Origin of the sequence: Parapedobacter brassicae (assembly GCF_051400755.1) — a bacterium.
Classification (GTDB): domain Bacteria; phylum Bacteroidota; class Bacteroidia; order Sphingobacteriales; family Sphingobacteriaceae; genus Parapedobacter.
In genome coordinates, this window is record NZ_JBLFFL010000002.1 from 291,780 (window position 1) to 314,225 (window position 22,446).

At 52.7% G+C, this 22,446-nt stretch carries 12 protein-coding genes; all 12 read left to right on the top strand.

Annotated elements, in window-relative coordinates; all coding sequences use genetic code 11:
* The first annotated feature begins 109 nt into the window (after positions 1-109).
* Positions 110-694 carry an RNA polymerase sigma factor gene (locus tag ACMGDE_RS06690; RefSeq protein ID WP_436831995.1) on the top strand — a complete coding sequence of 195 codons (585 nt, stop codon included), beginning with the start codon at positions 110-112 and terminating at the stop codon, positions 692-694.
* Positions 695-757: 63 nt separating this feature from the next.
* Entirely contained in the window at positions 758-1,945 is a 1,188-nt protein-coding gene (locus tag ACMGDE_RS06695) for a FecR family protein (RefSeq protein WP_436831996.1), read from the top strand.
* Between the two features lie 281 nt (positions 1,946-2,226).
* Positions 2,227-5,502 (top strand): SusC/RagA family TonB-linked outer membrane protein, encoded by a 3,276-nt coding sequence (locus ACMGDE_RS06700; RefSeq protein WP_436831997.1) that lies wholly within the window; start codon positions 2,227-2,229, stop codon positions 5,500-5,502.
* A gap of 10 nt (positions 5,503-5,512) precedes the next feature.
* Positions 5,513-7,195, top strand: a complete 1,683-nt coding sequence (locus ACMGDE_RS06705) for a RagB/SusD family nutrient uptake outer membrane protein (protein ID WP_436831998.1) — start codon at positions 5,513-5,515, stop codon at positions 7,193-7,195.
* A 7-nt stretch (positions 7,196-7,202) separates the two neighbouring features.
* Positions 7,203-9,224, top strand: coding sequence for an FAD-dependent oxidoreductase (locus ACMGDE_RS06710; protein WP_436831999.1), 2,022 nt, complete (start codon positions 7,203-7,205; stop codon positions 9,222-9,224).
* A gap of 25 nt (positions 9,225-9,249) precedes the next feature.
* The gene (locus tag ACMGDE_RS06715; RefSeq protein ID WP_436832000.1) at positions 9,250-10,902 is read left to right on the top strand and encodes an FAD-dependent oxidoreductase; all 1,653 of its coding nucleotides are present in this window, start codon (positions 9,250-9,252) and stop codon (positions 10,900-10,902) included.
* Between the two features lies 1 nt (position 10,903).
* Positions 10,904-12,124, top strand: a complete 1,221-nt coding sequence (locus ACMGDE_RS06720) for an MFS transporter (RefSeq protein ID WP_436832001.1) — start codon at positions 10,904-10,906, stop codon at positions 12,122-12,124.
* 100 nt (positions 12,125-12,224) lie between these two features.
* Entirely contained in the window at positions 12,225-14,492 is a 2,268-nt protein-coding gene (locus ACMGDE_RS06725; RefSeq protein WP_436832002.1) for a DUF7133 domain-containing protein, read from the top strand.
* A 16-nt stretch (positions 14,493-14,508) separates the two neighbouring features.
* Positions 14,509-15,132: a bifunctional 4-hydroxy-2-oxoglutarate aldolase/2-dehydro-3-deoxy-phosphogluconate aldolase gene (locus tag ACMGDE_RS06730; protein WP_436832003.1), complete on the top strand. Its 624-nt coding sequence runs from the start codon at positions 14,509-14,511 to the stop codon at positions 15,130-15,132.
* A 93-nt stretch (positions 15,133-15,225) separates the two neighbouring features.
* Entirely contained in the window at positions 15,226-18,486 is a 3,261-nt protein-coding gene (locus tag ACMGDE_RS06735; protein WP_436832004.1) for a PVC-type heme-binding CxxCH protein, read from the top strand.
* Positions 18,487-18,588: 102 nt separating this feature from the next.
* Positions 18,589-20,937: a PSD1 and planctomycete cytochrome C domain-containing protein gene (locus tag ACMGDE_RS06740; protein ID WP_436832005.1), complete on the top strand. Its 2,349-nt coding sequence runs from the start codon at positions 18,589-18,591 to the stop codon at positions 20,935-20,937.
* Between the two features lie 33 nt (positions 20,938-20,970).
* Positions 20,971-22,443, top strand: coding sequence for a DUF1501 domain-containing protein (locus ACMGDE_RS06745; RefSeq protein WP_436832006.1), 1,473 nt, complete (start codon positions 20,971-20,973; stop codon positions 22,441-22,443).
* The last annotated feature ends 3 nt before the right edge of the window (positions 22,444-22,446 follow it).

Below are 22,446 nucleotides of genomic sequence, written 5' to 3' on the forward strand. Positions count from 1 at the left end.
TGGAGGTAAATTGCTTTTGATCATTAGGGCGAAATTTTCTTTTTTCTTTCTATGCATTTGCATTACTTTTACGACTGGATAGAGGAAATGCATGTCAGACACCCATACTATGACGGAGGAAACCCACCTGCTATTGCGGTTGAGAGATGGTGATAGTCAGGCATTCCAGCGGATCTATGATAAATATAAAAACCCATTAGGGCGAAGCCTGCTCCGGTTACTGAAATCCGAAACCCTGGCAGAGGAACTCTTGCAGGATCTTTTCCTCAAAATTTGGGAGCATCGGGCATCGATTGATCATACGAAATCGTTCAAATCCTATCTATACCGGGTGGCCGAAAACATGGTGTATGATTTATTCCGAAAGGCCGCGAAAGAAAAGGAAGTTCTCCAGACGATCGTTGCCGCAAACACAGAGCTGTACACCCATGTGGAAGAGGCGCTACTGAAAAAAGAAGACAGCGCTTTCTTAGAACACCTGCTGGCGCAATTGCCCAGCCAGCGAAAGAAGATATTCTTGGCCTGTAAGCTGGAGGGCAAAAGCTATAAAGAAGTAGCCGAGGAGTTTGGCATATCCACCACTACGGTAAATGACCATATCCAAAAAGCCATGCAGTACCTCAAAGCCAACGTCCGGCGGATACCTACCATACACATGTTACTTATCCTTTTTCGGTTTTTTTCAGAAAAATAAAAAAGCAGCCGTGATTTTTTTTACGCCGTCCGTATTAGCGTAAATAACCATTTTATAAACGCCATGGCGCATCGCGGATCTCGTAATGCCTTATTCGAAAAATATTTGTCCGGTGCGTGTACTCCGGAAGAGATCGAAATTCTTTTCCGCTGGTTCGGTTTGAATGATGACGAAGCGGCATTAAGGAGTCTCATTCGGGAAGCGTTGTTCCAAGAGGACGAAGGAGACGCCATGCTGGATGCAAAGGTGGCCGCGTTTACCGATAAGGTGGGCGAGCGGCTGTCTGCTCAAATCAGTAAACGACGGTCATTTCCGCGAAGATGGCTCTCCATTGCGGCGGCCATAGTGACCATTCTTTCGGTCGGTATCACGGCTTATTTGGTAATAGGAAGAAACGATCAACCATCCGAACAATTAATCAGCGAATATGGCGGTGAGGTGCTGCCTGGCGGGAACCGCGCAACGCTCAGGTTGGGGGACGGGCGCATAGTGGAACTGAATGCTGCCCAAAGTGGGGTGGTGGTGGGCGACGAGATCACGTATGTGGACGGAAGTATAGTGCTGGCAGCTGCCGATGCCAATAAGCATACCGGAGATGACATGCCCGCACAACCCATGTCCATTGCTACCCCGAAAGGGGGTACCTATCAAATTATTCTGCCTGATGGCTCCAAGGTGTGGCTCAACTCTGCTTCTTCGTTGACCTATCCTGTTAAATTCAGCGGCAAAACACGGGCGGTAGCACTGGAGGGCGAAGCGTATTTTGAAGTCACTAAACAAGCAATTCCGTTCATCGTCAAAACCCGTGGGCAGGAGGTTGAGGTGCTGGGGACACAGTTTAACGTGTCTGCATATGCAGATGATGAGGAAACGAAAACCACCCTGGTGGAAGGAAAAGTGAATGTGGTGAGCGCCGGAGAGCGCACATCAACGGTATTGCAGCCAAACCAGCAGGCCACCTTGCGGGGCGCTGAATTGTCAGTGAAGGACGTAAATGTGGCCCCCTTTACCGATTGGAGAGATGGACTGTTCAGCTTCCAGGAAACGAGTCTGCGCGATGCGATGAATCAATTGAGCAGGTGGTATGACCTCGAGGTAACATATGACAGAGCGGTTTCCGAAACGTATTTTTTCGGAAAAATTAAACGGAACAATAGCCTAAGTAAGGTGCTCAATATTCTGAAAAAAAGTGGATTAAACTTCAGGATCGAAAGTAGCGACAGCCAAAAAAGGTTGATTGTACTACCATAGCCGAAGGCATGATGAATAAATAAACCAATTGTTGAACCAATAAATCGATGATCGCGTATGAAAGAAGCAATGACTTAGCTCAAGTATGAAAAGCAGGTCCAAAAAAGGCCGAATAGTGGTTACGACACTATCCGGCTATGCATTGGATTTGCTACCAAGTTGGTGGAGCCCAACAAGCGTATAAACATTTAGTAAACACATCCAAACAGTACAAACATATGAATTTTTACTCATGTGTTAAAGGTGGATATACACCTTTGACTAACCAATTACTGCTGATTATGAAATTGGCGATTTTATTGACATTATTGACGGTATTGCAAGCTTCGGCCTTCAGTTACGCTCAGCGGGTCACCATGAAGGCAAACAACATCGCGTTGAATGAGGCCATGGAAACCGTACAGAAGCAGACGGGCTACCTGTTTTTCTTTCGGGGTAAGGACATCGCCTATACTCGGGTGAGCGCCAACATTGCCGATGCTGACCTGACGACAGCCATGAACATGCTTTTAGAAGATCTTCCATTGAGTTGGTCACTGGAAGAGGAGACGATCATCATTGCGCACCATGCGATGAAGGGATTTAGCAAGGGGCCAACATTAGCAGGAATCCTGTCGCTCCAGGCGTCGATAAACGGCCGCATTACGGATGAAAGCGGCAATCCCTTACCCGGTGCAACGGTAACCATTAAAGGCACATCGACAGCCGCCACCTCAAATGAAAATGGTAATTATCAGATCACGTTGCCAGGCCAAGGGGGTACCCTGGTGTTTACCATGTTGGGGTTTGACGTACTGGAGCAGCCTGTTAGTGGATCATCTGTGATCAACGTCACGATGACAGCCTCCATGAGCGATTTAGAGGAAGTGGTCGTGGTGGGGTATGGTACGCAGAAGAAAGTAAACCTGACGGGCGCCGTATCGGCTATAGACGGCGAAGCGCTGGCGATGCGCCCTTCGGGGCAGACCTCGGCGGCCCTGCAAGGGCTTGCACCGGGCGTGACCGTGACGCAGCGTTCGGGTAAACCGGGCAGCGACGGAGCTGGTATCCGTATCCGTGGGATAGGGACCATGGGCAGCAGTGCGGATCCGATGGTGCTTATTGACGGCATAGAAGGTTCGATGAACAATATCGACCCCAACCTGATTGAGTCGGTATCTGTACTTAAAGATGCGGCTTCTGCCTCTATATATGGCTCGCGTGCGGCAAACGGCGTCATTCTCATCACGACTAAACGGGGTGCCGGCGACCGGATTTCTCTGTCGTATAATAATTATGTAGGCTGGCAAAGTCCGACGAACATGCCAGACATGGTGGATGCGCTGGATCATCTATTGCTGACCAACGAAGCATATGTCAATACCGGGCGTTCCCCATTATATCCCGATGCATTGATTGAGGAGTATCGGGCTCAAAACGGAGTGAGCAGTGACGCATATCCAAATACGGATTGGCAGAAAGAGACACTCACCGGCTCAGGATTGCAACACAGCCATTTTTTGACGGTAAATGGGGGGACGAATAAGGTGAAGATGTTGGCGTCGTTTGGCTATTTTGATCAGCAGGGACTTATCGAGAGCACGAGTTTCAAGCGGTACACCATACGCAACAACATGGATATTACGTTTTCGGATAAGTTAAGCGCGCGTGTCGATCTGCAATATGTCAACCCCATTACCAAGGCGCCTGCGGTTTCCGTAAATGATATCTTTCAATGGATGAATGGCATTCCGGCCAACGAAATCGGCATCAACGCCAATGGAACATGGGGTGTTGGCTGGAATGGGAATAATCCGATCTCCGCAGCGGTAGATCGGGGGTTTAGCTTGAATAAAGGCCCGTTTGGCAGTATCAATGCGTTTTTGAATTATAAACCGTTCGAATGGTTAAGTGCCGAGATTAATTATGCACCCAAATACGCTACGACAGTTTCCAAAACGTTTCATAAGACTGTTCAGTCTTATTTGCCAGATGGCACGCCCAGCTTTGCTGTTCCCCAACGGACTTCGCTTACGCAAGGGAATAGCCAGCAGCTGTATAATAACATGCGCGCTACACTGACGGCGAGTAAATTGTTTGGCGATCATGATTTTCGTTGGTTAGTGGGCGCATCCCGCGAGGACTTTACCAATGAATTCATCAACGGCTTCCGCGACATTTATGTACTGCCGGATTATCCGGTGTTGGATGCCGGGTCCGCTGAAAACCAACGGGCTACCGGAAGCGGCGAGGACTGGGCGCTGCAATCCTTCTTTTCCAGAATCAACTATAATTACCAGGAGAAATACTTGCTTGAATTGAATGCACGGTATGATGGATCATCGCGATTCGCCAAAGGAAATCAGTACGGTTTCTTCCCGTCAATGTCTGCCGGTTGGCGCTTTTCGGAAGAAGGATTCATGGCCGGCACAAAAGGCATCCTTAGTGAAGGTAAGGTTCGCGCTTCTTGGGGAAGGTTAGGTAATCAGCTGATTGGAACATATCCGTTCGTGGTGGCTTTGGATATGGGATCGACCGCACTGGGAGGACAAATTGTGAACACCGCGGCGTTGAATAACATGGCCAACCGCGATATCTCTTGGGAGAGTACCGAAGAGCGGAATATTGGTGTCGACCTGATCTTTTTCAACCGCTTGAGCTTAACAGCAGATCTTTATCATCGCCGTACTTCTGATATCCTGCTTGAGTTGGATATCCCGTTGATTATCGGGTTAAATCGGCCCCGCCAAAATGCCGGTGCGGTGGAAAACAAGGGTTGGGAAATTGCGTTGGGTTATAACAGTTCGCCCAACAGGGAGTTTCGGTATAACCTGATCTTTAACTTGTCTGATGTACACAATAAAATCACCGACATGCGGGGTATTAATCAGACGTCTATTACCGCAGACCGTGAAGGTCATCCGATCGCCTCCCTCTTTGGTTATCAAACTGCGGGCTATTTCCAAACGGCCGAAGAGGTGAGCGAACATGCCACCCAGTTTGGATCGGTGGCGCCGGGTGATCTGAAGTACGTTGATCAGAACGGGGACGGATTCATCAACGAAAGCGACAAGGTAATCATCGGTAGCACCATCCCCAGATTGACCTACTCGCTGATTGGTGGTTTCCGATATAAAGGTTTTGATTTCAATGCCATGTTTCAAGGCGTTGGTAAGGCGGATGGTTATTTGTGGGGTGCGGGCATTATGCCGTTTTCGGTGACGGGCGCTATCGGCGGTACGATACGGGAAGATAATAAGGATCGTTGGACCCCGGATAATCCCAACGCGAAGTACCCCCGGCTGGCCTTTGGGCAATCCAACAATGAACAGGCTTCGGATTTCTGGCTACGGGATGCCTCGTATCTGCGTCTTAAAAATCTGCAGCTTGGCTACTCATTTCCCCAGCATTGGCTGAGTGCAGGCAAACTCCAGCAGTTCCGGATATTTGCCAATGGGACGAACCTGTTTAGCATCGACAATTTCTGGGATGGATACGATGTGGAAGCCCCTGTTGGCAATGGTAATTTTTACCCACAGGTTAAAGTATACACATTTGGTTTAGAAGTGACCTTTTAAATGAAAAGTTATGAAAATTAAAAGATTCAATCGATATTTTTATGTCATGATGAGCTTGATTATGCTACAGTCATGCGATGATTACTTGGATAGGAGCCCGTGGGGAGGCCCTTCTGATGAAAATTTCTTTTCCAACCAGGAAGAACTCATGCTGGTAGTGAATGGTCTATATAGCGCAATGGGATATCATCCATCAGATGGCATGCCTACCAATTTATTGTTGGATAACGTTACAGATCTAGGATGGGATCGTAACGTATCGGCTATGCAAAGTGTAGGCAGGGGAGATCACGACAGTAATAACGGTTTTGTGTTGGGGATTTGGCGTGAAGCATATCGGGTGATCGGCAAATGCAACTTTGTGATCAATAACATGTCGAAATTGGAAGGTAGCATGGATGCCAATTTATACGCGAGATTACAGGCGGAGGCGCGTTTTGTTCGTGCGTATACCTATCAATATTTAATTGATTATTTTGGAGAAGTACCACTGCTGACCGAAAACTTGGGACTTGACAACGCGCAGGTGCCGAAGACGCCAAAGGCAGAAGTGGTTGATTTTGTATTGCAGGAGCTGGAAGCCATCGCGCCGAGTTTGCCACCGAGCTACACAGGTGCGGACATCGGACGCGCAACGCGTGGCGCAGCGCTGACCATCCGTGCCCGTGCAGCGCTGAATAACGGCCGCTGGGAAGAAGCCGCATCTTCTGCGAAAGCGGTGATGGATTTAGGCGTTTATAGCCTTCATTCCAATTACGGCGATCTGTTTACCTATGCGGGAGAAAATGCGCAGGAAATCATTTTCTCTACGCAGTACCTGAGGTTGCAGAACGTCAAAACACATAATACGCCGACCTGCCTACTGTCACGGAATGCACAGGGCCATACCAACAAAAAGCCATCGCAGGCCCTCATAGACTTATTCTTATGTACAGACGGATTGGAAATTGATGACTCGCCATCGTTTGATCCTGCCGCTCCGTTTGAGAACCGTGATCCGCGGTTGGGCTTCACGGTGGCTTTGCCGGGTTCTGTTTTTTTTGGTTATCAATTTGAAACCCACAAGGATAGTACACAGTGCTGGAATTACAACGTCACCCCGGCTGTGCGGGTGACGAATCAAGAAGCGATTCATGCATATGCTTCTTTTACCGGGTACTGCTGGCGTAAGTATACCGACCGCGGCGATGTTGGCTTCTTGGCCAACTCCGAACTGAATGTCATCCAGGCACGTTACGCGGAGGTCTTACTGATTTATGCGGAGGCAATGATTGAACTGAACCAAATCGATGAGACTGTCTATGAAGCCATCAACGAGGTAAGGCAACGCCCAAGTGTGGATATGCCCCCGATTAGCGCGGGAAAGACGCAACAAGAAATGCGACAGTTGGTTCGTAAGGAGCGGGTATACGAATTGGCGATGGAGGGTTTCCGAATGGTAGATCTCCGTCGCTGGGAACTTGCTGACAAAATCATGAATTCAAATGTATATGGCCGTATTCCCAAGGGATTGCTGGCATCGGCACCGAGCATTGATGAGGATGGTATGGTCAGTTACAGTAATGTGCCAAATGTGTCTGAAATGCGCGTGGTAGAGGTCCGCCATTTTAATCCTGAACGGGACTATCTATGGCCCATTCCCAATATTGAGACCGTTACCAATCCGAATCTGATCCAAAATCCAAATTATTAATATGATCATGCTTAAAAACTTCAATCGAGGTATCCGATCGTTCTTCGTTATTTCATGTTGCTTGCTTTCATCGTTTTTCTCCTCGGCGCAGGAGAAAGAAATCGAAGCGGACCTCTGCATCTACGGCGGCACTTCCGCCGGCGTCATTGCGGCCTACACTGCCGCCAAGGCCGGCAAATCCGTCGTCCTGATCGAACCCGGGCAACTGCTCGGTGGGATGAGCTCGGGAGGGCTGGGTCAAACCGACATCGGCAATAAATACGTCGTCCGTGGCTTGGCGCTCGACTTTTACCGGAAGATCGGTAAACACTATGGCGCCTTTGAGCAGTGGATATTTGAGCCCAAGGTAGCGGAGGCAATCTTCAAGCAGTACATGGAAGACTGCAATGCCGACCTGCATTACGGACAGGTGCTGCTGGAGGTAAAGAAATCGGGAACCGCCATCCAGGAGATTCGCTTGCAGTCGGCCAGTGATTTGGGGAAACCGACCATGACCGTAAAAGCTAAGGTATTCATGGACTGTACCTATGAAGGGGATCTGATGGCTCAGGCAGGCGCATCTTACCATGTCGGGAGGGAAGATAATAGCGTATACGGCGAGACCCTCAATGGCGTACAGCTGATGACTGGGCATCAGTTTCCGGATGGCATCGATCCGTATGTGAAGCGCGGTGACGCAAGCAGCGGGCTGCTGTGGGGGATACGCCAAGGCGAGTTGTTGTCTGATGGTACGGGAGACAAGAAGGTGCAGGCTTATAATTACCGCATTGCGCTCACCAACGTGCCGGAGAACCGGATACCCATCTCCAAGCCGGATAATTATGACCCTAAGCGCTATGAGTTGCTGAAGCGACAGAAGGAAAAGCAGCCCTGGAAAGGGTTGAATGATGTGTTTATCTGGAGCCTGATGCCGAACGGGAAGACGGACATCAACAACCGGAATGGGTTTTCCACCGATATGATCGGCATGAACTGGGATTATCCGGAAGCGGACTACCAGCGACGCCAGGAGATCATCAAGGCGCATGAAGAGTATACCAAAGGGTTGCTGTATTTCGTGGGAAATGATCCCTCCGTTCCGGAGTTCATCCGCAAGGAGATGCAAACCTGGGGATACCCTAAAGACGAATATGTCAATAACAATCATTGGAGTCCCCAATTGTATGTCCGCGAAGCGCGGCGGATGATCGGCGAACTGGTCATGACCCAACATCATTGCCAAGGCAGGGAAGTGGTAGCCGATGAGGTGGGTTACGCAGCCTACACGATGGATTCGCATAACTGCGACCGGCTGGTGGTAAATGGGATGGTCAAAAACGAGGGGAATGTAGAGGTGGGCGGCTTTCCGCCCTTCCCGATCTCGTACCGGGCCATCGTACCCAAGCGCGGCGAAGTGACGAACCTGCTGGTGCCGGTGTGCCTGTCGGCCAGCCACATTGCCTTCGGCTCTATTCGCATGGAGCCGGTATTTATGGTGCTGGGGCAGTCCGCCGCAGTGGCGGCCTGCTTGGCCATTGATCAAGGCATCGAGGTGCAGCGGGTTTCGGTAGATCAGGTCAAGGAAATCCTGGCGGCTAATCCCAAAGCAGACCGTCGGCAGCCGGATGTACTGATCAGCAGCACCGATACGGAGGCCGCGCAATTTGCCGGAAATTGGAAGGAAGGCAGCAGCAAAGGATACGGCCGTACCTATGTTGAAGCAGACGGCAGGAACGGGGTGAGCACGGCAAAATTCATTGCGCCATCCTTGCCTCCGGGAGAATACAAGGTGTACACCTATTTTCCGAAGACGGCGGAAAGTGCCAAGAAGTTTACCTACACCGTATTTGACGGCAAAACCAGTGATGAACAGGTGTTGAACCTGTCCAGTGTGGAGATCAAAGGGCAGACATCCAGTACCTGGGTGGCTTTGGGTAGCTATACGGTGAAGAAGGGTGCCCAATCTCCATTTGTGGAGATCACCACGAAAGATGCAGACGGAATAGTAGCTGCGAATGCCGTGCTTTTTGTACCTTCGAGCGACCAATAGTTTTACATTAACCATTTTGCTTGCTATGATCAGAGCTATTTTTCTTTTCCTGCTATTATGCTGTCACTTGGCGTGCAGTACATCCGATCCGAACGCACATGAGGCAGACCTCATTGTTTACGGGGGTACCTCCGCTGCCGTCATCGCCGCGGTACAGGCCACGAAGTCCGGCAAATCCGTGATCGTTGTTTCGCCGGACCAACACCTGGGTGGCCTTTCATCGGGCGGCTTGGGTTTCACCGATACCGGAGATAAATCGGTCATCGGTGGCCTGGCGCGCGACTTTTACCACCGCCTGTATCTGCACTATGCGGATAGCGCGGCTTGGCGATGGGAACGGCGGGCGGACTATGGCAATGCGGGGCAGGGGACGCCGGCGATTGATGGCGATGCCCGCACGATGTGGATATTCGAACCGCACGTAGCGGAGAATGTATTTGAAGATTACGTGAAGGAATATGCGATCGATGTGCATCGCGATGAATGGCTTGACCGGGAAACGGGTGTAGAAAAGGAGGGCGATCGCATCGTGTCCATCACCACACTGAGCGGCAAAACGTACCGGGGGAAGATGTTTATCGATGCCACCTATGAGGGTGACCTGATGGCCGCGGCAGGCGTAAGATACCACGTGGGCCGCGAAGCAGGCAGCGTGTATGGAGAGCAATGGAATGGCGTGCAAACCGGCGTGCTGCATCACCGGCACTGGTTCATGTCGGACATCAGCCCGTATAAAATTCCGGGCGACTCCGCCAGCGGGCTGCTGTTTGGCGTATCGGACGAGCATCCCGGCGAATATGGCGAGGGCGACCACCGTGTGCAGGCGTATTGCTTCCGCATGTGCCTGAGCAACCATCCGGACAACCGCGTGGCTTTCCCTAAGCCCGACAACTATACCCCAGAGAACTATGAGCTGCTGGCGCGCGTGTTTGCGGCTGGCTGGCGGGAGACATTCGATAAATTCGACATCATCCCCAACAAGAAAACGGACACGAATAACCATGGTCCGTTCAGTACGGACTTTATCGGCATGAGCTACGACTATCCGGAAGCGAGCTATGAACGGCGAAAGGAAATAATCAAAGAACATGAAGATTATCAAAAAGGATTGATGTATTTCCTGGCCAACGATCCGAAGGTACCGGAAGAGGTGCGGACCGAAATGGCCCAGTGGGGATTGGCTAAAGACGAGTTTACAGACAATGGCAACTGGCCCCATCAGCTATACATCCGTGAGGCGCGCCGGATGGTGGGACAGTATGTGATGACGGAACACGACACCTTTAGCGAACGGGAAATTGCCGATCCGGTGGGCATGGGCTCTTATACATTGGATTCACACAATGTGCAACGGTACGTAAAGGACGATGGCTTCGTACAGAATGAGGGGGATATCGGTGTCTCAACGAAGAAGGGACCCTATCAGATTTCGTATGGCTCACTGGTGCCCAAAAAGGAGGAATGTACCAACTTGCTCGTGCCGGTCTGCCTGTCCAGTTCGCATATCGCTTTCGGCAGTATCCGCATGGAGCCGGTCTTCATGATCTTGGGGCAGAGCGCGGCATTGGCTGCGTCGCTGGCCATTGACAATCAAGTGGGGGTACAGGACGTGGAATATGCCGCCTTGGAAGAGCAACTGCTCACGGAGAAACAAGTACTCATCAAACCCGCCAACTAAGATGAACCAGAAGACCAAACTCATTGCGGCCATCGTGGTGGCTGCGCTGGGTTATTTCGTTGATATTTATGATCTGTTGCTGTTCAGCATTGTCCGGGTAGCCAGCTTGCAGGACCTCGGTTTCAGCGGTCAGCGGCTCACCAATATGGGGATCCTCCTGCTGGATGTCCAGATGGTGGGCATGTTACTCGGGGGGATCGGATGGGGGATGCTGGGCGATAAGAAGGGACGGCTTTCTGTGCTTTTCGGTTCCATCCTGATGTACTCGGTGGCCAACGTGGCAAACGGTTTTGTCACGTCGATCACCGAATATGCCATCTGGCGGTTCATTGCTGGCCTTGGCCTCGCAGGTGAACTCGGCGCAGGCATTACCTTGGTGGCTGAGCTGATGCCACGGTCGAAACGGGGCTATGCCACCACGCTGGTGGCCTCGGTGGGGATATCCGGCGCGGTGGCCGCTTACTTCGTATCCGACCTGTTCCACTGGCGCACTGCTTATTTTATTGGGGGTGGACTGGGACTTGCCTTGCTGCTGCTGCGGATAGGCGTTGCCGAATCGGGTATGTTCCATCAGGCGAAGACTGCGGAAAACCGGGGGAATTTCCTGAGTTTATTCCGTTCACGGAAGCACCTCTCGAAATACCTCCGGTGTATTCTCATCGGTATGCCGCTGTGGTATGTGGTGGGCATATTGGTTACCTTATCCCCCGAATTTGGTAGGCTGCTAGGGGTCACAGGCGATATCAGCGGCGGGCTCGCCATCGCCTGGTGTTATGGGGGGATGGCATTGGGCGACGTGGCCAGCGGATTGCTTAGCCAATTGCTCAAAAGCCGGGTAAAGGTGGTGTATGTTTTCCTGGCACTGGCGGTGATGAGCATTTCCATTTATTTCTTTGTTCCGGGTCTCAGCCTTTCGCTGTTTTATCCGCTATGCGGCTTGCTGGGCTTTTCAGTTGGTTACTGGGTCATCTTCATGACCATATCGGCGGAGCAATTCGGCACGAATATCCGGGCAACGGTGACGACAACGGCGCCTAATTTTGCCCGCGGGGCGCTGGTGCCATCAACCATTGCGTTCCACTGGTTTAGCCAGCTGACGGATTCGATGATCGCAGGTGGTGTCATCGTGGGCGTGATTTTGCTGGCATTGGCCTTTTGGGCGTTGGCCCGGATGAAGGAAACCTTCCACAAGGACCTGGATTATATCGAGGGGTTTGATTAACGATGCCTCCGCTCGGGCCTGAAAGGATAACTAAAATTTTGGGATAAGTCCAGTTTTCTATAAACTTGCATATCAAAGCAATTTTATCTTAGTTTGCAGGGTGAGAACTTTTTTTAGCCGTTTAACTGTTTATGTAGTTATATTCGTTATACCCATTGCCTTTACCTGTTGCCGTAATCACGATGAAAAAGGTGTACTCGACCCTAGGGCTTCTCTGAAAGCCATGCAGGTCGAAGAAGGCTTCGATGTGGAGCTGGTCGCCTCCGAGCCGCTGGTCATGGCCCCTGTGGCCATGACGTTTGATGGGCAGGGCCGCATTTGGGTAGTGGAGATGGATGGATACATGCCGGATTCGCTGGGCACGGGTGAAGATGCTCCGGTGGGCCGTGTCGTGGTGCTGGAAGACAAGGACGGAGATGGCAAGATGGACGAGCGGTCTATCTTCTTGGACTCATTGGTGATGCCGCGTGCGCTGTGCCTCGTGAATGGCGGGCTGTTGGTGGCCGAACCGCCGAATCTTTGGTTTTATGAAATTGAGGAAAACCGACCTGCCAAGAAGGTTTTGGTAGACAGCGCCTACGCCAAGGGCGGCAACGTGGAGCATCAGCCGAATGGACTGTTGAGGGGGCTGGACAACTGGATATACAGTGCCAAATACGATCAACGATACCGGAGGCTCCAGAATGGGACGTGGCGGAAAGAAAAAACCCATTTCCGTGGGCAATGGGGGATCAGCCAGGATGACTGGGGGAGGCTTTACTACAACGATAATTCGAGTAACCTTTCGGGCGACTATTTTCCGCCCGGTCTTGGCGCGGGTAACCCCAACCAGCGCGCCGTGGCCGGATATGGACAAAAAGTGGTTGCTGATACGCGGGTGTATCCCATCCGCCCGACGACGGGTGTAAACCGGGGATACATGGAAGGCGTGTTGGACAGCACCGGTCGGTTGGTGAATTTCACCGCAGCTTGCGGCCCCCTGGTCTATCGCGGCGGCTTACTGTCTGGCAAGAATGCGTTTGTGGCGGAGCCCGCTGCCAACCTGATCAAATGGAATTTACTTGCCGACGAGGGTTTCCGGATGACGGGAAAACAGGCCTATGAAGGCAGGGAATTTCTGGCCAGTCGCGACGAACGGTTCCGGCCGGTAAACCTATATGATGGTCCGGATGGAGCGATTTATATCTTGGATATGTACCGGGGCATCATCCAGCACAGCACCTACTTGACGCCTTATCTAAAAAATGAAATTGCAGCGCGGGGACTGACACTGCCGCTCAGCATGGGAAGGATTTATCGGGTATATCCCAAAAAGGCCAAACGGACCTCCGTAATAATGCCACGGCAGACAGATTCATTGATGGCTTTGCTGGGCCATGCCAATGGCTGGGTACGGGATGAAGCGCAACATGCGCTGATCGACCGGCGGGCAATTGATGCGGAGACGGTTTTACGTACCTTTCTACACGATACTAGCCTGCCCCTGCGGAGTATCCATGCGCTGTGGACGTTGGAAGGACTGGGACTATTGACCGTGGCGGATGTACGCACGCTGCTGAAACAGGCACCATGGCAGGTGCGCGCCCAGGCATTGGCAACCCTCCCTTCATTGAAGGGGGCCGTTCCTGCTGAACAACTGGCAGGGATCATCACGGAGACCGTAGGCAGTCGGGATAGCCTGCTTGCACCGCATGCGGCATTTGTCATGGCGACGCTGCTGCCCCAGGGGTCTCCGGATATAACACATTGGATAAAGCAAATGGAAACGGGCTATGTCGATGACCCCTACCTGAGCGATGCCCTGATCAGCAGCTTGGCAGGCCGGGAAGCACCGTTTATGCAGGAGGCAGTGCGTCAGGGACTCGACACGGCATCGGTATTGTACCGGCACCTGTCGAATGTAGTAAGCGGAATACAGGGTAAGGCGGAACGCCAATACCAAGCGGAGTTGGCCAAGCGCTATCCGGCCGGTGCCGTGTTATTCAAGGCTGCATGTCAACCCTGCCATGGGCCAGATGGCCGGGGTGTTTCGCCCATTGCTCCGCCGCTCGCGGGCTCCGAATGGGTAAAGGGAAACAAAGAGCGGTTGATGGCGTTGGTGCTGTACGGCCTCACCGGACCGGTAGATGTCGCCGGAAAGACCTATAAAGCACCGGAGGTCAGTGGGGAAATGCCCGGCATTGCGCATAACTCGGCGATCGGAGAAACGGAGTTGGCGGAATTGCTGAGCTATATCCGTAATGCGTGGGGAAATCGGACGGGAGATGAGGTGTCACCGGAAGACCTGGGTGCCATCAGGGCGAAATTTGGTAACCGAGCGGCACCGTTTACCCAAAGCGAATTGCATGAATTGTATGGAGTGGATTAACTAAGTTTGCATTGCCATGTCTACACTAACTAAAATTACCGAACACCAGATCGTCGCCATTATCAGGGGCCTGAACCCCAAGAATATGCTGGAAGTAGCCGAAGCGCTGTATGCGGGCGGCATCCGGATCATCGAAATCACGCTTAACTCTGAAGAACCGCTGGCTGCGATACGTCAATTGGCGGACACCCTGGGCGATCGTATGGTTATTGGGGCCGGTACGGTGCTTGACGCCGAAATGGCAGAAGCTGCGGTATCTGCCGGTGCAAAATTTGTGCTTTCGCCCATCATTGCCGTTGATGTGATTAAAAAGGCGAAAGATTTGGGTGTGGTGAGCATACCGGGAGCGTTTACCGCGACAGAGATCTACATGGCCTATAAAAGCGGGGCGGATATCGTCAAAGTATTCCCGGCGACGTCACCCGCTTATATCAAGGATATTGCCGGTCCATTGCCCCAAGTGCCCTTGTTGCCTACAGGGGGGATCACGCCGCAAAACATCATGGAATTTAAACGTGCCGGCGCAGTGGGCTTTGGCATCGGCAGTGCGTTGGTGGATGCCAAACAGCCGATTACCGCAGCTTATCTGGAGCAGATCACGACCAAAGCGCAGCAGTTCGTCGCGGCGATCGCCGATTGATTACTGGTCATGGTGTGCTGCCATGCAGGACGCATCAGGACACTGCTAATTGGATTTTTTTTACTATTGTAGGGAATTTCCAATTATACCTTAATGAACAGGAAACTGCATTACAGCCTGACGCTGGCCTTACTTTCTTTCTTGTCTTCTTGCGGTAAGAAGGACATCACCGCGCCTTTTCGCCCCGAGCCAAACAGCCGCATTGTCGTCGTGGGCAATTCATTTGGCGTAGGGCTCCAAGAACACAACTATTTTGAGACGCTCTTATACCAAAGTTTTCCGGAGCATAACCTACAGGTGCGGAACTTAGCCTGGAGCGCCGATGAGGTGACGCTGCGTCCCCGGCCGCTGAACTTCGGGACGCTCGATGAACACCTAACGCAACAGGCGGCAGACGTCATTTTGGTGTGTTTTGGCCTCAATGAAGCATTCAAGGGACCGGATAGCTTGAGCAGCTTTGCAAAAGACCTCCGGGGTTTTCTTTCTCATTTGAAGCAGCAACAGTATAACGGAACGGAACCCCCGCAGGTGATACTGGTCTCGCCCATTGCGCATGAAAAGCTGGGCGGTTTTCTGCCGGATCCGGCGGAGCACAATAAAAATCTGAAGGCTTATACCCGGGAAATGAGGGAGGTGGCCCATGAGCTGGGCATTTCATTTGTCGATCTGTATGGGCCTGCCCGGAAATTGATGGATCGCAGCGATGCCCCGTTGACCACCAATGGGGTCCACCTCAACGATCGGGGATATCGGGAAGTCAGCGAGGTTATGGCGACTGCACTCGGCCTTCCGGTGGCCACGTGGGAGGAGGATGCACATGCTGTGCGCCTCAAGGAACTGATCACCAAAAAAAACCAGCATTTCTTTTACCGGTATAAAGCCCAAAACGGTGAATATATTTACGGCAGGCGAAGAGACTGGGCAGGCGGAACAGCACTTCCCGCGGAATTGCGGGAGATCGACCAGATCGTGGGCAGGCTGGATAGCCTGATCTGGGCGGGCAGCGGGGCGCACGCACCGGTCGACTTGGAGAAAGCCACGGCCATCACCAGCTTCAGCCGGCCTTATGAGCCAGCGGTCCCTTCGGAAGCGGGCAGAAAGGCCCTTGAAAAGGCCAAATCGCAATTCATACTGCAAGATGGTTATCAGATCGAGCTATTTGCCTCCGAATTGGATTTTCCGATTGCCAACCCGGTGTCGATGACCTTCGATGCGCAGGGGAGGATGTGGGTCGCTACCATGCCCACTTATCCGCATTACTTCCCGGGCAACCCGCCCGGCGACCGCATCGTGGTACTGGAGGATGCCGATCAGGATGGGAAAGCCGACGGGCACACGGTGTTTGCCGACAGCCTCTACCTCCCGCTGGGCTTCGAGCTGGGGGATGGAGGGGTTTACGTGACACAGGCACCTGATCTGATCTTCCTGGAAGATACGGATGGGGATGGACGGGCCGACGATCGGAAGACCCTGTTGAGCGGGTTTGGAACGGAAGATGCGCATCACACGCTCAATACGTACACATGGGGACCGGACGGCGCATTGTATATGCACACGGGTACGTTCCTGCACTCCCAAATTGAAACGCCTTATGGACCGCGGAGAGGCGCCTATGGAAATACCTGGCGGTACGAACCCCGTACCATGAAGTTGGATGAATATATTTCATATCCCTACGCGAATCCCTGGGGGAATGTGTTTAGGCGGGATGGTACGCACCTGATTGCGGATGTATCTACGGGAATGAACTATTTTGCGCCGCCGCTGACCGTTGCCATCGACTATCCCAAAAAGCATATGGGCATGAAGGATTTCCTGACCTCAGCAGCCAAACCCAAAACCTGTGGGCTGGCGGTGGTGTCCAGCCGGGCTTTTCCCGAGCGCGCACAGGGAAATGTTCTTTTCAATACGTTTATCGGATTTCAGGGCATCCGGCAGCACACGGTCTCGGAGGAGGGCAGCGGCATTGTAGGGCATGAAATCGAGCCGCTGTTGCAGTCCACCGACCCGAATTTCCGTCCGGTTGACCTGAAATTCGGTCCCGATGGGGCCTTGTATGTGCTCGACTGGTACGATCCGATCATCCAACACGGGGAACAAGATTTTCGGGATTCGCTGAGGGATCATACGCGTGGCCGGATATGGCGGATAACCTATCAGGATAAGGATGCATTGCCGGTGACTGATCTTAGTCGATTACGTGTGGATGAACTGCTTCACCAACTGACGGTATATGAAGACGGACTGCGGTATCGGGCTCGAAGGCAGCTCCGGGAGTTTACCGCGGATGAGGTGTTGCCTGCGTTGAAAAAATGGCTTGACCAACTGGATCCCAAAGATCCTGAGGTGGACCAGCATCGGTTGGAGGGACTTTGGGTGTACCAGCAATTCAATCACCCCGACGAACGATTGCTGGGCGAACTGCTGGAGAGTGAAACCGCTTCCGTGCGGGCCGCAGCTACCCGCGTGCTGCTGTACTGGTCTGACGGCATCGATGATGCACAGGAGAAACTCATCGCCAGGTCTGCCGACCCCGCCCCGAGGGTGAGGCTCGAAGCCATCGCGGCATTGAGTCATTTTGAGTCGGAAGCGACGGTAAACGCGTTGTTGGCGGCGACCGAATTGCCGGTGGATGACTACATTGGGTATGCCTTGATCGAATCCTTCAAGCACCTGAAGCCGGTGTGGATGGCGCTATTCAAAAAAGATAAGAACTTTTTGGCCGATGCGCCCGAAAAGGCCGATGCGCTGCTCCGCCCGCTGGCCGTTGCGGCGGAATTGCAGGTGCCCGGGTTCATCACCGACGATCCCGATTACGCGCAATATGGCGTGGCGCCGCTTTCTGCTGCAGATTTCCAGGCCTTGTCGGGTGTCACCGCCGTCGAACAGTTCCGCGAGCGGCACCGGGAGTTGCTTAGTCCCCCGGTTGAAGAAAAGGCACCTGCTCAGGAAACGCCTGTTCAGAAAATGGGCGAGGTGGTAGTCAACATCGCGGCCCTGCCGGGAAAAATGGTTTTTGACAAAGAAGTACTGACCGTACCCGCCGGTAAATCCGTTTCATTGATCTTCGATAACCGCGACCAGATGGCGCATAACATCGTTATTGTGAAGCCGGGAAGCGAGGAGAAGGTGGGAACGGCCGCCGACGGCATGGCCGGTCTTCCGGATGGCTATGAAAAGCATTTCGTGCCGGATATGCCCGAGGTGTTGTTTGCGACACCGCTGGTGAATGCCGACGAGACGTTCCAGCTGAATTTCACGGCGCCGGAAAAACCGGGCGATTATCCCTTCATCTGTACGTTTCCAGGGCACTGGCGGATGATGAAAGGGGTGATTAAAGTGGTTGCCAGATGAAGCGATGGGATGTCAACTTGTATAGATAAGTTCTGATAAGTTGACTTGCATTTAAACGTGATTTTAAGTAGCTTTGAAAACAGATACCAACGTTAGCAAATTATGAGGCGCTTCCTTTCGCCCAAATATCTTATCGGCATAGCCATCGCATTGATCGTGGTGGCAATTTCGGGTTATTTTTTCAGGGAAGGTAAGGCGAGCGGTCTTGGCGGCTCGCCCCCGTTGCCGGCAGTAGTCGATTATAATTTCCATATCCGGCCTATCCTGTCTGATAAATGCTTCTCCTGCCACGGTCCCGACAAGAATACGCGCGAAGCGGACCTCCGGCTTGATACGAAGGAAGGCGCTTATAAGGCATTGGTAGAAACCGCCGGTATGCATGCCTTCGTGCCCGGTCATCCGGACCAAAGCGAAGCTTATCGGCGCATCACCAGCACGGATGAGGGTCTGCGGATGCCTCCTGCATCATCTAACCTGACGCTCTCGGACTATGAAGTGCGTGTGATTGAACGGTGGATCCGGCAAGGTGCGGAGTATAAACCCCATTGGGCATTCATGCCACCGGAAAAGGTGGAAGCCCCGCGTGTCGATCAGTCGGAATGGGCGACGAATGAAATCGATCGTTTTGTGCGCGCTGCGATGGAGATCAAGGGATTGAAACCCAATCCCGAAGCCGAAAAGCATCACCTGCTCCGCCGGGTAAGCCTCGATTTGACGGGACTGCCGCCTACGGAAGCGCAACTCGACCGTTTTCTGGCAGATGACTCACCCAAGGCGTATGAAAACATGGTGGACGAGCTGATCGCTTCGCCGGCATACGGCGAACGGATGGCGATGCACTGGCTGGACTTGGCCCGGTATGCCGATTCATACGGCTACCAGGACGATGATATCCGTACGCAATGGCCATGGCGGGATTGGGTCATTCATGCCTTCAACCAAAACATGCCCTACGACCAATTCGTTACCTGGCAGCTGGCCGGTGATATGTTGCCCAACGCCACGAAGGAACAGGTGCTCGCATCGGCCTTCAACAGGAATCATAAGATCACCGAGGAAGGCGGTGTGATCGAAGAGGAGTATCGGGTGGCCTATGCGATCGATAAAACCAACACGTTCAGCAAGGGCATCCTGGGCGTTACGATGGAGTGCGCGCAGTGCCACGATCACAAGTATGATCCCTTCTCGCAGAAGAATTACTTTCAGCTATACGCATTTTTCAATAACTCGTTGGAGAAGGGGCTTGAAGGCTTGGTGAATTCGGGGCCTTCAAAGACGCCGAGAATGACCATCACGCAACAGGATGTAGACAGCATCCTGAAATTCATCAACAAGGGCGATGATACTTCGGCGGTATCGGTATCCGTGATGGGTGAACGCGATGAGGTACGGCCAACCTATATCTTGGACCGGGGCGTTTACGACGCGCCTGCGGAGCGCGTGTATCCCAGCACGCCCGAGTCCATTCTGGCATTTGACAGTACACGGTATGCGCCGAATCGATTGGGACTCGCGCAATGGACGTTCAGCAAAGAAAACCCACTGACCTCGCGGGTGCTGGTCAACCAGCTTTGGGCGATGGTGTTCGGTCGGGGTTTGGTGGCTACCGCGGCAGACTTTGGCAACCAGGGAGAACTGCCGAGCCATCCGGAACTGCTGAATTGGCTGGCAGCCGACTTCCGCGACAATGGGTGGAACATCAAGCGGTTGATGAAGCAACTGGTGACGACGGCAACCTACCGCCAGTCATCGCTCATCACGAAGGAACATTTGAAGGAAGATCCTGAAAATGTATACTTGGCACGCGCCAAGCGGATACGGCTACCGGCGCAATCCATCCGCGACTTAGCACTTGCCAGCAGTGGCTTGCTGAATCCGGAAATCGGAGGCCCGAGTGTAAAACCTTATCAGCCCGACGGTATATGGGAGGTCACGAGCTCGGGAAGGGGCGCCTTGGCCAACTATGTGCAGTCCCATGGGAATGACCTGTACCGAAGGGGAATGTATGTATTTATCAAATTGACAGTGCCCCCGCCGAATATGCTGATTTTCGATGCCAGCAACCGGGATGTGTGCGAGGTAACCCGCCAACGGACCAACACACCGCTCCAGGCATTGGTGATGCTGAATGATCCGGTCATTCTTGAGGCATCGCGTGTGCTTTCGGTCAAGTTGCTGAAGGAATCACCCAAGGCGAAACCACACGAATATATTGATCACGCGTTTCGCCGGATTCTGAGTAGGGGTGCCGATGAGCGAGAGCTGGCGTTGCTGGAGGCCTATTATGCCGAAGAATTGAAACGTTATCGCAAATCGCCTAATGACGCTCAAGCATTTGTACAGGTGGGCGAGGCTGCGAATGAAAAATCGGTGCCGGTCGTGGAGCAGGCTGCATTGATGGCAACCATCCATGCATTATATAACTTGGAAGAGACCATCACACGGATATGAGGTGGCTGATAGCAGGAAAAGGAGACTAGTCGCATGAAAAAAGACAAAATGATCGAAAAGGAGGTTGAACAGGCCCGTTTATATCAAAATCGCAGGCAGTTTTTGTCGCAACTGAGCGTTGGCATCGGTAGCGCGGCCTTGGGTTCGCTGTTGATACCGGATCTGTTTTCCGGACGTGGCGGTGATGAGGGCGATACGGTCGCCGGGCTGCCGCATTTTGCGCCGAAGGCCAAGCGGGTGATTTACCTATTCCAGAGCGGTGGCGTGTCGCAGTTGGAATCCTTTGACTATAAGCCGAAGCTGCGCGAAATGATGGGACAGGACTTGCCGACATCCGTTCGCGGCGATCAGCGGCTTACGGGGATGACGGCCGGCCAAGCAACTTTTCCCTTGGTGGGATCGTATTATGATTTTGCCCAATATGGCAAAAGCGGGACATGGGTGAGCAGTGCTTTCCCGCACATGGGGAAGATTGTGGACGACCTTTGCATTATCCGGTCGCTGCACACCGACGCCATCAATCACGATCCGGCCATTACGTTCTTCCAAACGGGCGCCCAACAGGGCAATCGCCCCAGTATGGGGGCTTGGCTGAGCTATGGACTGGGCAGCGAAAATCAAAACCTGCCCGGGTTCTGCGTGCTGGTGTCTAAAGGGAAGGGCAATGGCCAAGGGGTTTATTCGAAGTTGTGGACCAACGGTTTTCTGGATTCGGTGCACCAGGGGGTGCAGCTGATGGGAGGTCCGGATCCGGTACTGTACCTCAGCAATCCACCGGGGACCGACAAGGTGAGCCGCCGGGCATTGCTGGATAAGCTGGCTGAATTAAACCTCTTGCAGTTTGATGCCTTTGGAGATCCGGAGATATCAGCAAAGGTGCAGCAGTATGAAATGGCCTACCGGATGCAGACCTCGGTGCCGGAAGTCACCGACCTGTCGAAGGAGCCGGATCATATCGTCAAGCTGTATGGCCCGGATTGCCTTGTGCCGGGTACCTATGCCGCTAATTGCCTGCTGGCCCGCAAGTTGTCTGAGAACGGCGTTCGCTTCGTGCAGCTGTATCACCAAGGATGGGACCATCATGACAACCTGATCGGACAGATGGACGGGCAGGCAAAAGATGTAGACCAAGCATCGGCAGCGCTGGTGACCGACCTGAAACAGCGGGGTCTGCTGGATGAGACCCTGGTGATCTGGGGAGGGGAATTTGGCCGGACCACCTACTGCCAGGGCAAGCTGGAGCGTAACAATTACGGCCGGGATCATCATCCGCGCTGTTTCAGTGTCTGGATGGCAGGCGGGGGCATCAAACCCGGCATCGTCTATGGCGAGACGGATGAATTCGGTTATAATGTCGTCAAAGATCCGGTGCATGTGCATGATTTTCATGCAACCATTTTGCACCAGCTGGGGTTGAACCATGAGCAACTGACCTATAGACATCAGGGTAGACGTTATCGGCTTACCGACGTGTTTGGAAAAGTGGTAAACGATATCTTGGTGTAAGGG

What these genes read in the sequence shown, in the direction of transcription:
- ACMGDE_RS06710 (WP_436831999.1), top strand. Translation starts at nt 7,203, where the DNA reads ATGCTTAAAAACTTCAATCGAGGTATCCGATCGTTCTTCGTTATTTCA.
- ACMGDE_RS06745 (WP_436832006.1), top strand. Translation starts at nt 20,971, where the DNA reads ATGAAAAAAGACAAAATGATCGAAAAGGAGGTTGAACAGGCCCGTTTA.
- ACMGDE_RS06690 (WP_436831995.1), top strand. Translation starts at nt 110, where the DNA reads ATGACGGAGGAAACCCACCTGCTATTGCGGTTGAGAGATGGTGATAGT.
- ACMGDE_RS06735 (WP_436832004.1), top strand. Translation starts at nt 15,226, where the DNA reads ATGAACAGGAAACTGCATTACAGCCTGACGCTGGCCTTACTTTCTTTC.
- ACMGDE_RS06695 (WP_436831996.1), top strand. Translation starts at nt 758, where the DNA reads ATGGCGCATCGCGGATCTCGTAATGCCTTATTCGAAAAATATTTGTCC.
- ACMGDE_RS06715 (WP_436832000.1), top strand. Translation starts at nt 9,250, where the DNA reads ATGATCAGAGCTATTTTTCTTTTCCTGCTATTATGCTGTCACTTGGCG.
- ACMGDE_RS06705 (WP_436831998.1), top strand. Translation starts at nt 5,513, where the DNA reads ATGAAAATTAAAAGATTCAATCGATATTTTTATGTCATGATGAGCTTG.
- ACMGDE_RS06740 (WP_436832005.1), top strand. Translation starts at nt 18,589, where the DNA reads ATGAGGCGCTTCCTTTCGCCCAAATATCTTATCGGCATAGCCATCGCA.
- ACMGDE_RS06700 (WP_436831997.1), top strand. Translation starts at nt 2,227, where the DNA reads ATGAAATTGGCGATTTTATTGACATTATTGACGGTATTGCAAGCTTCG.
- ACMGDE_RS06720 (WP_436832001.1), top strand. Translation starts at nt 10,904, where the DNA reads ATGAACCAGAAGACCAAACTCATTGCGGCCATCGTGGTGGCTGCGCTG.
- ACMGDE_RS06730 (WP_436832003.1), top strand. Translation starts at nt 14,509, where the DNA reads ATGTCTACACTAACTAAAATTACCGAACACCAGATCGTCGCCATTATC.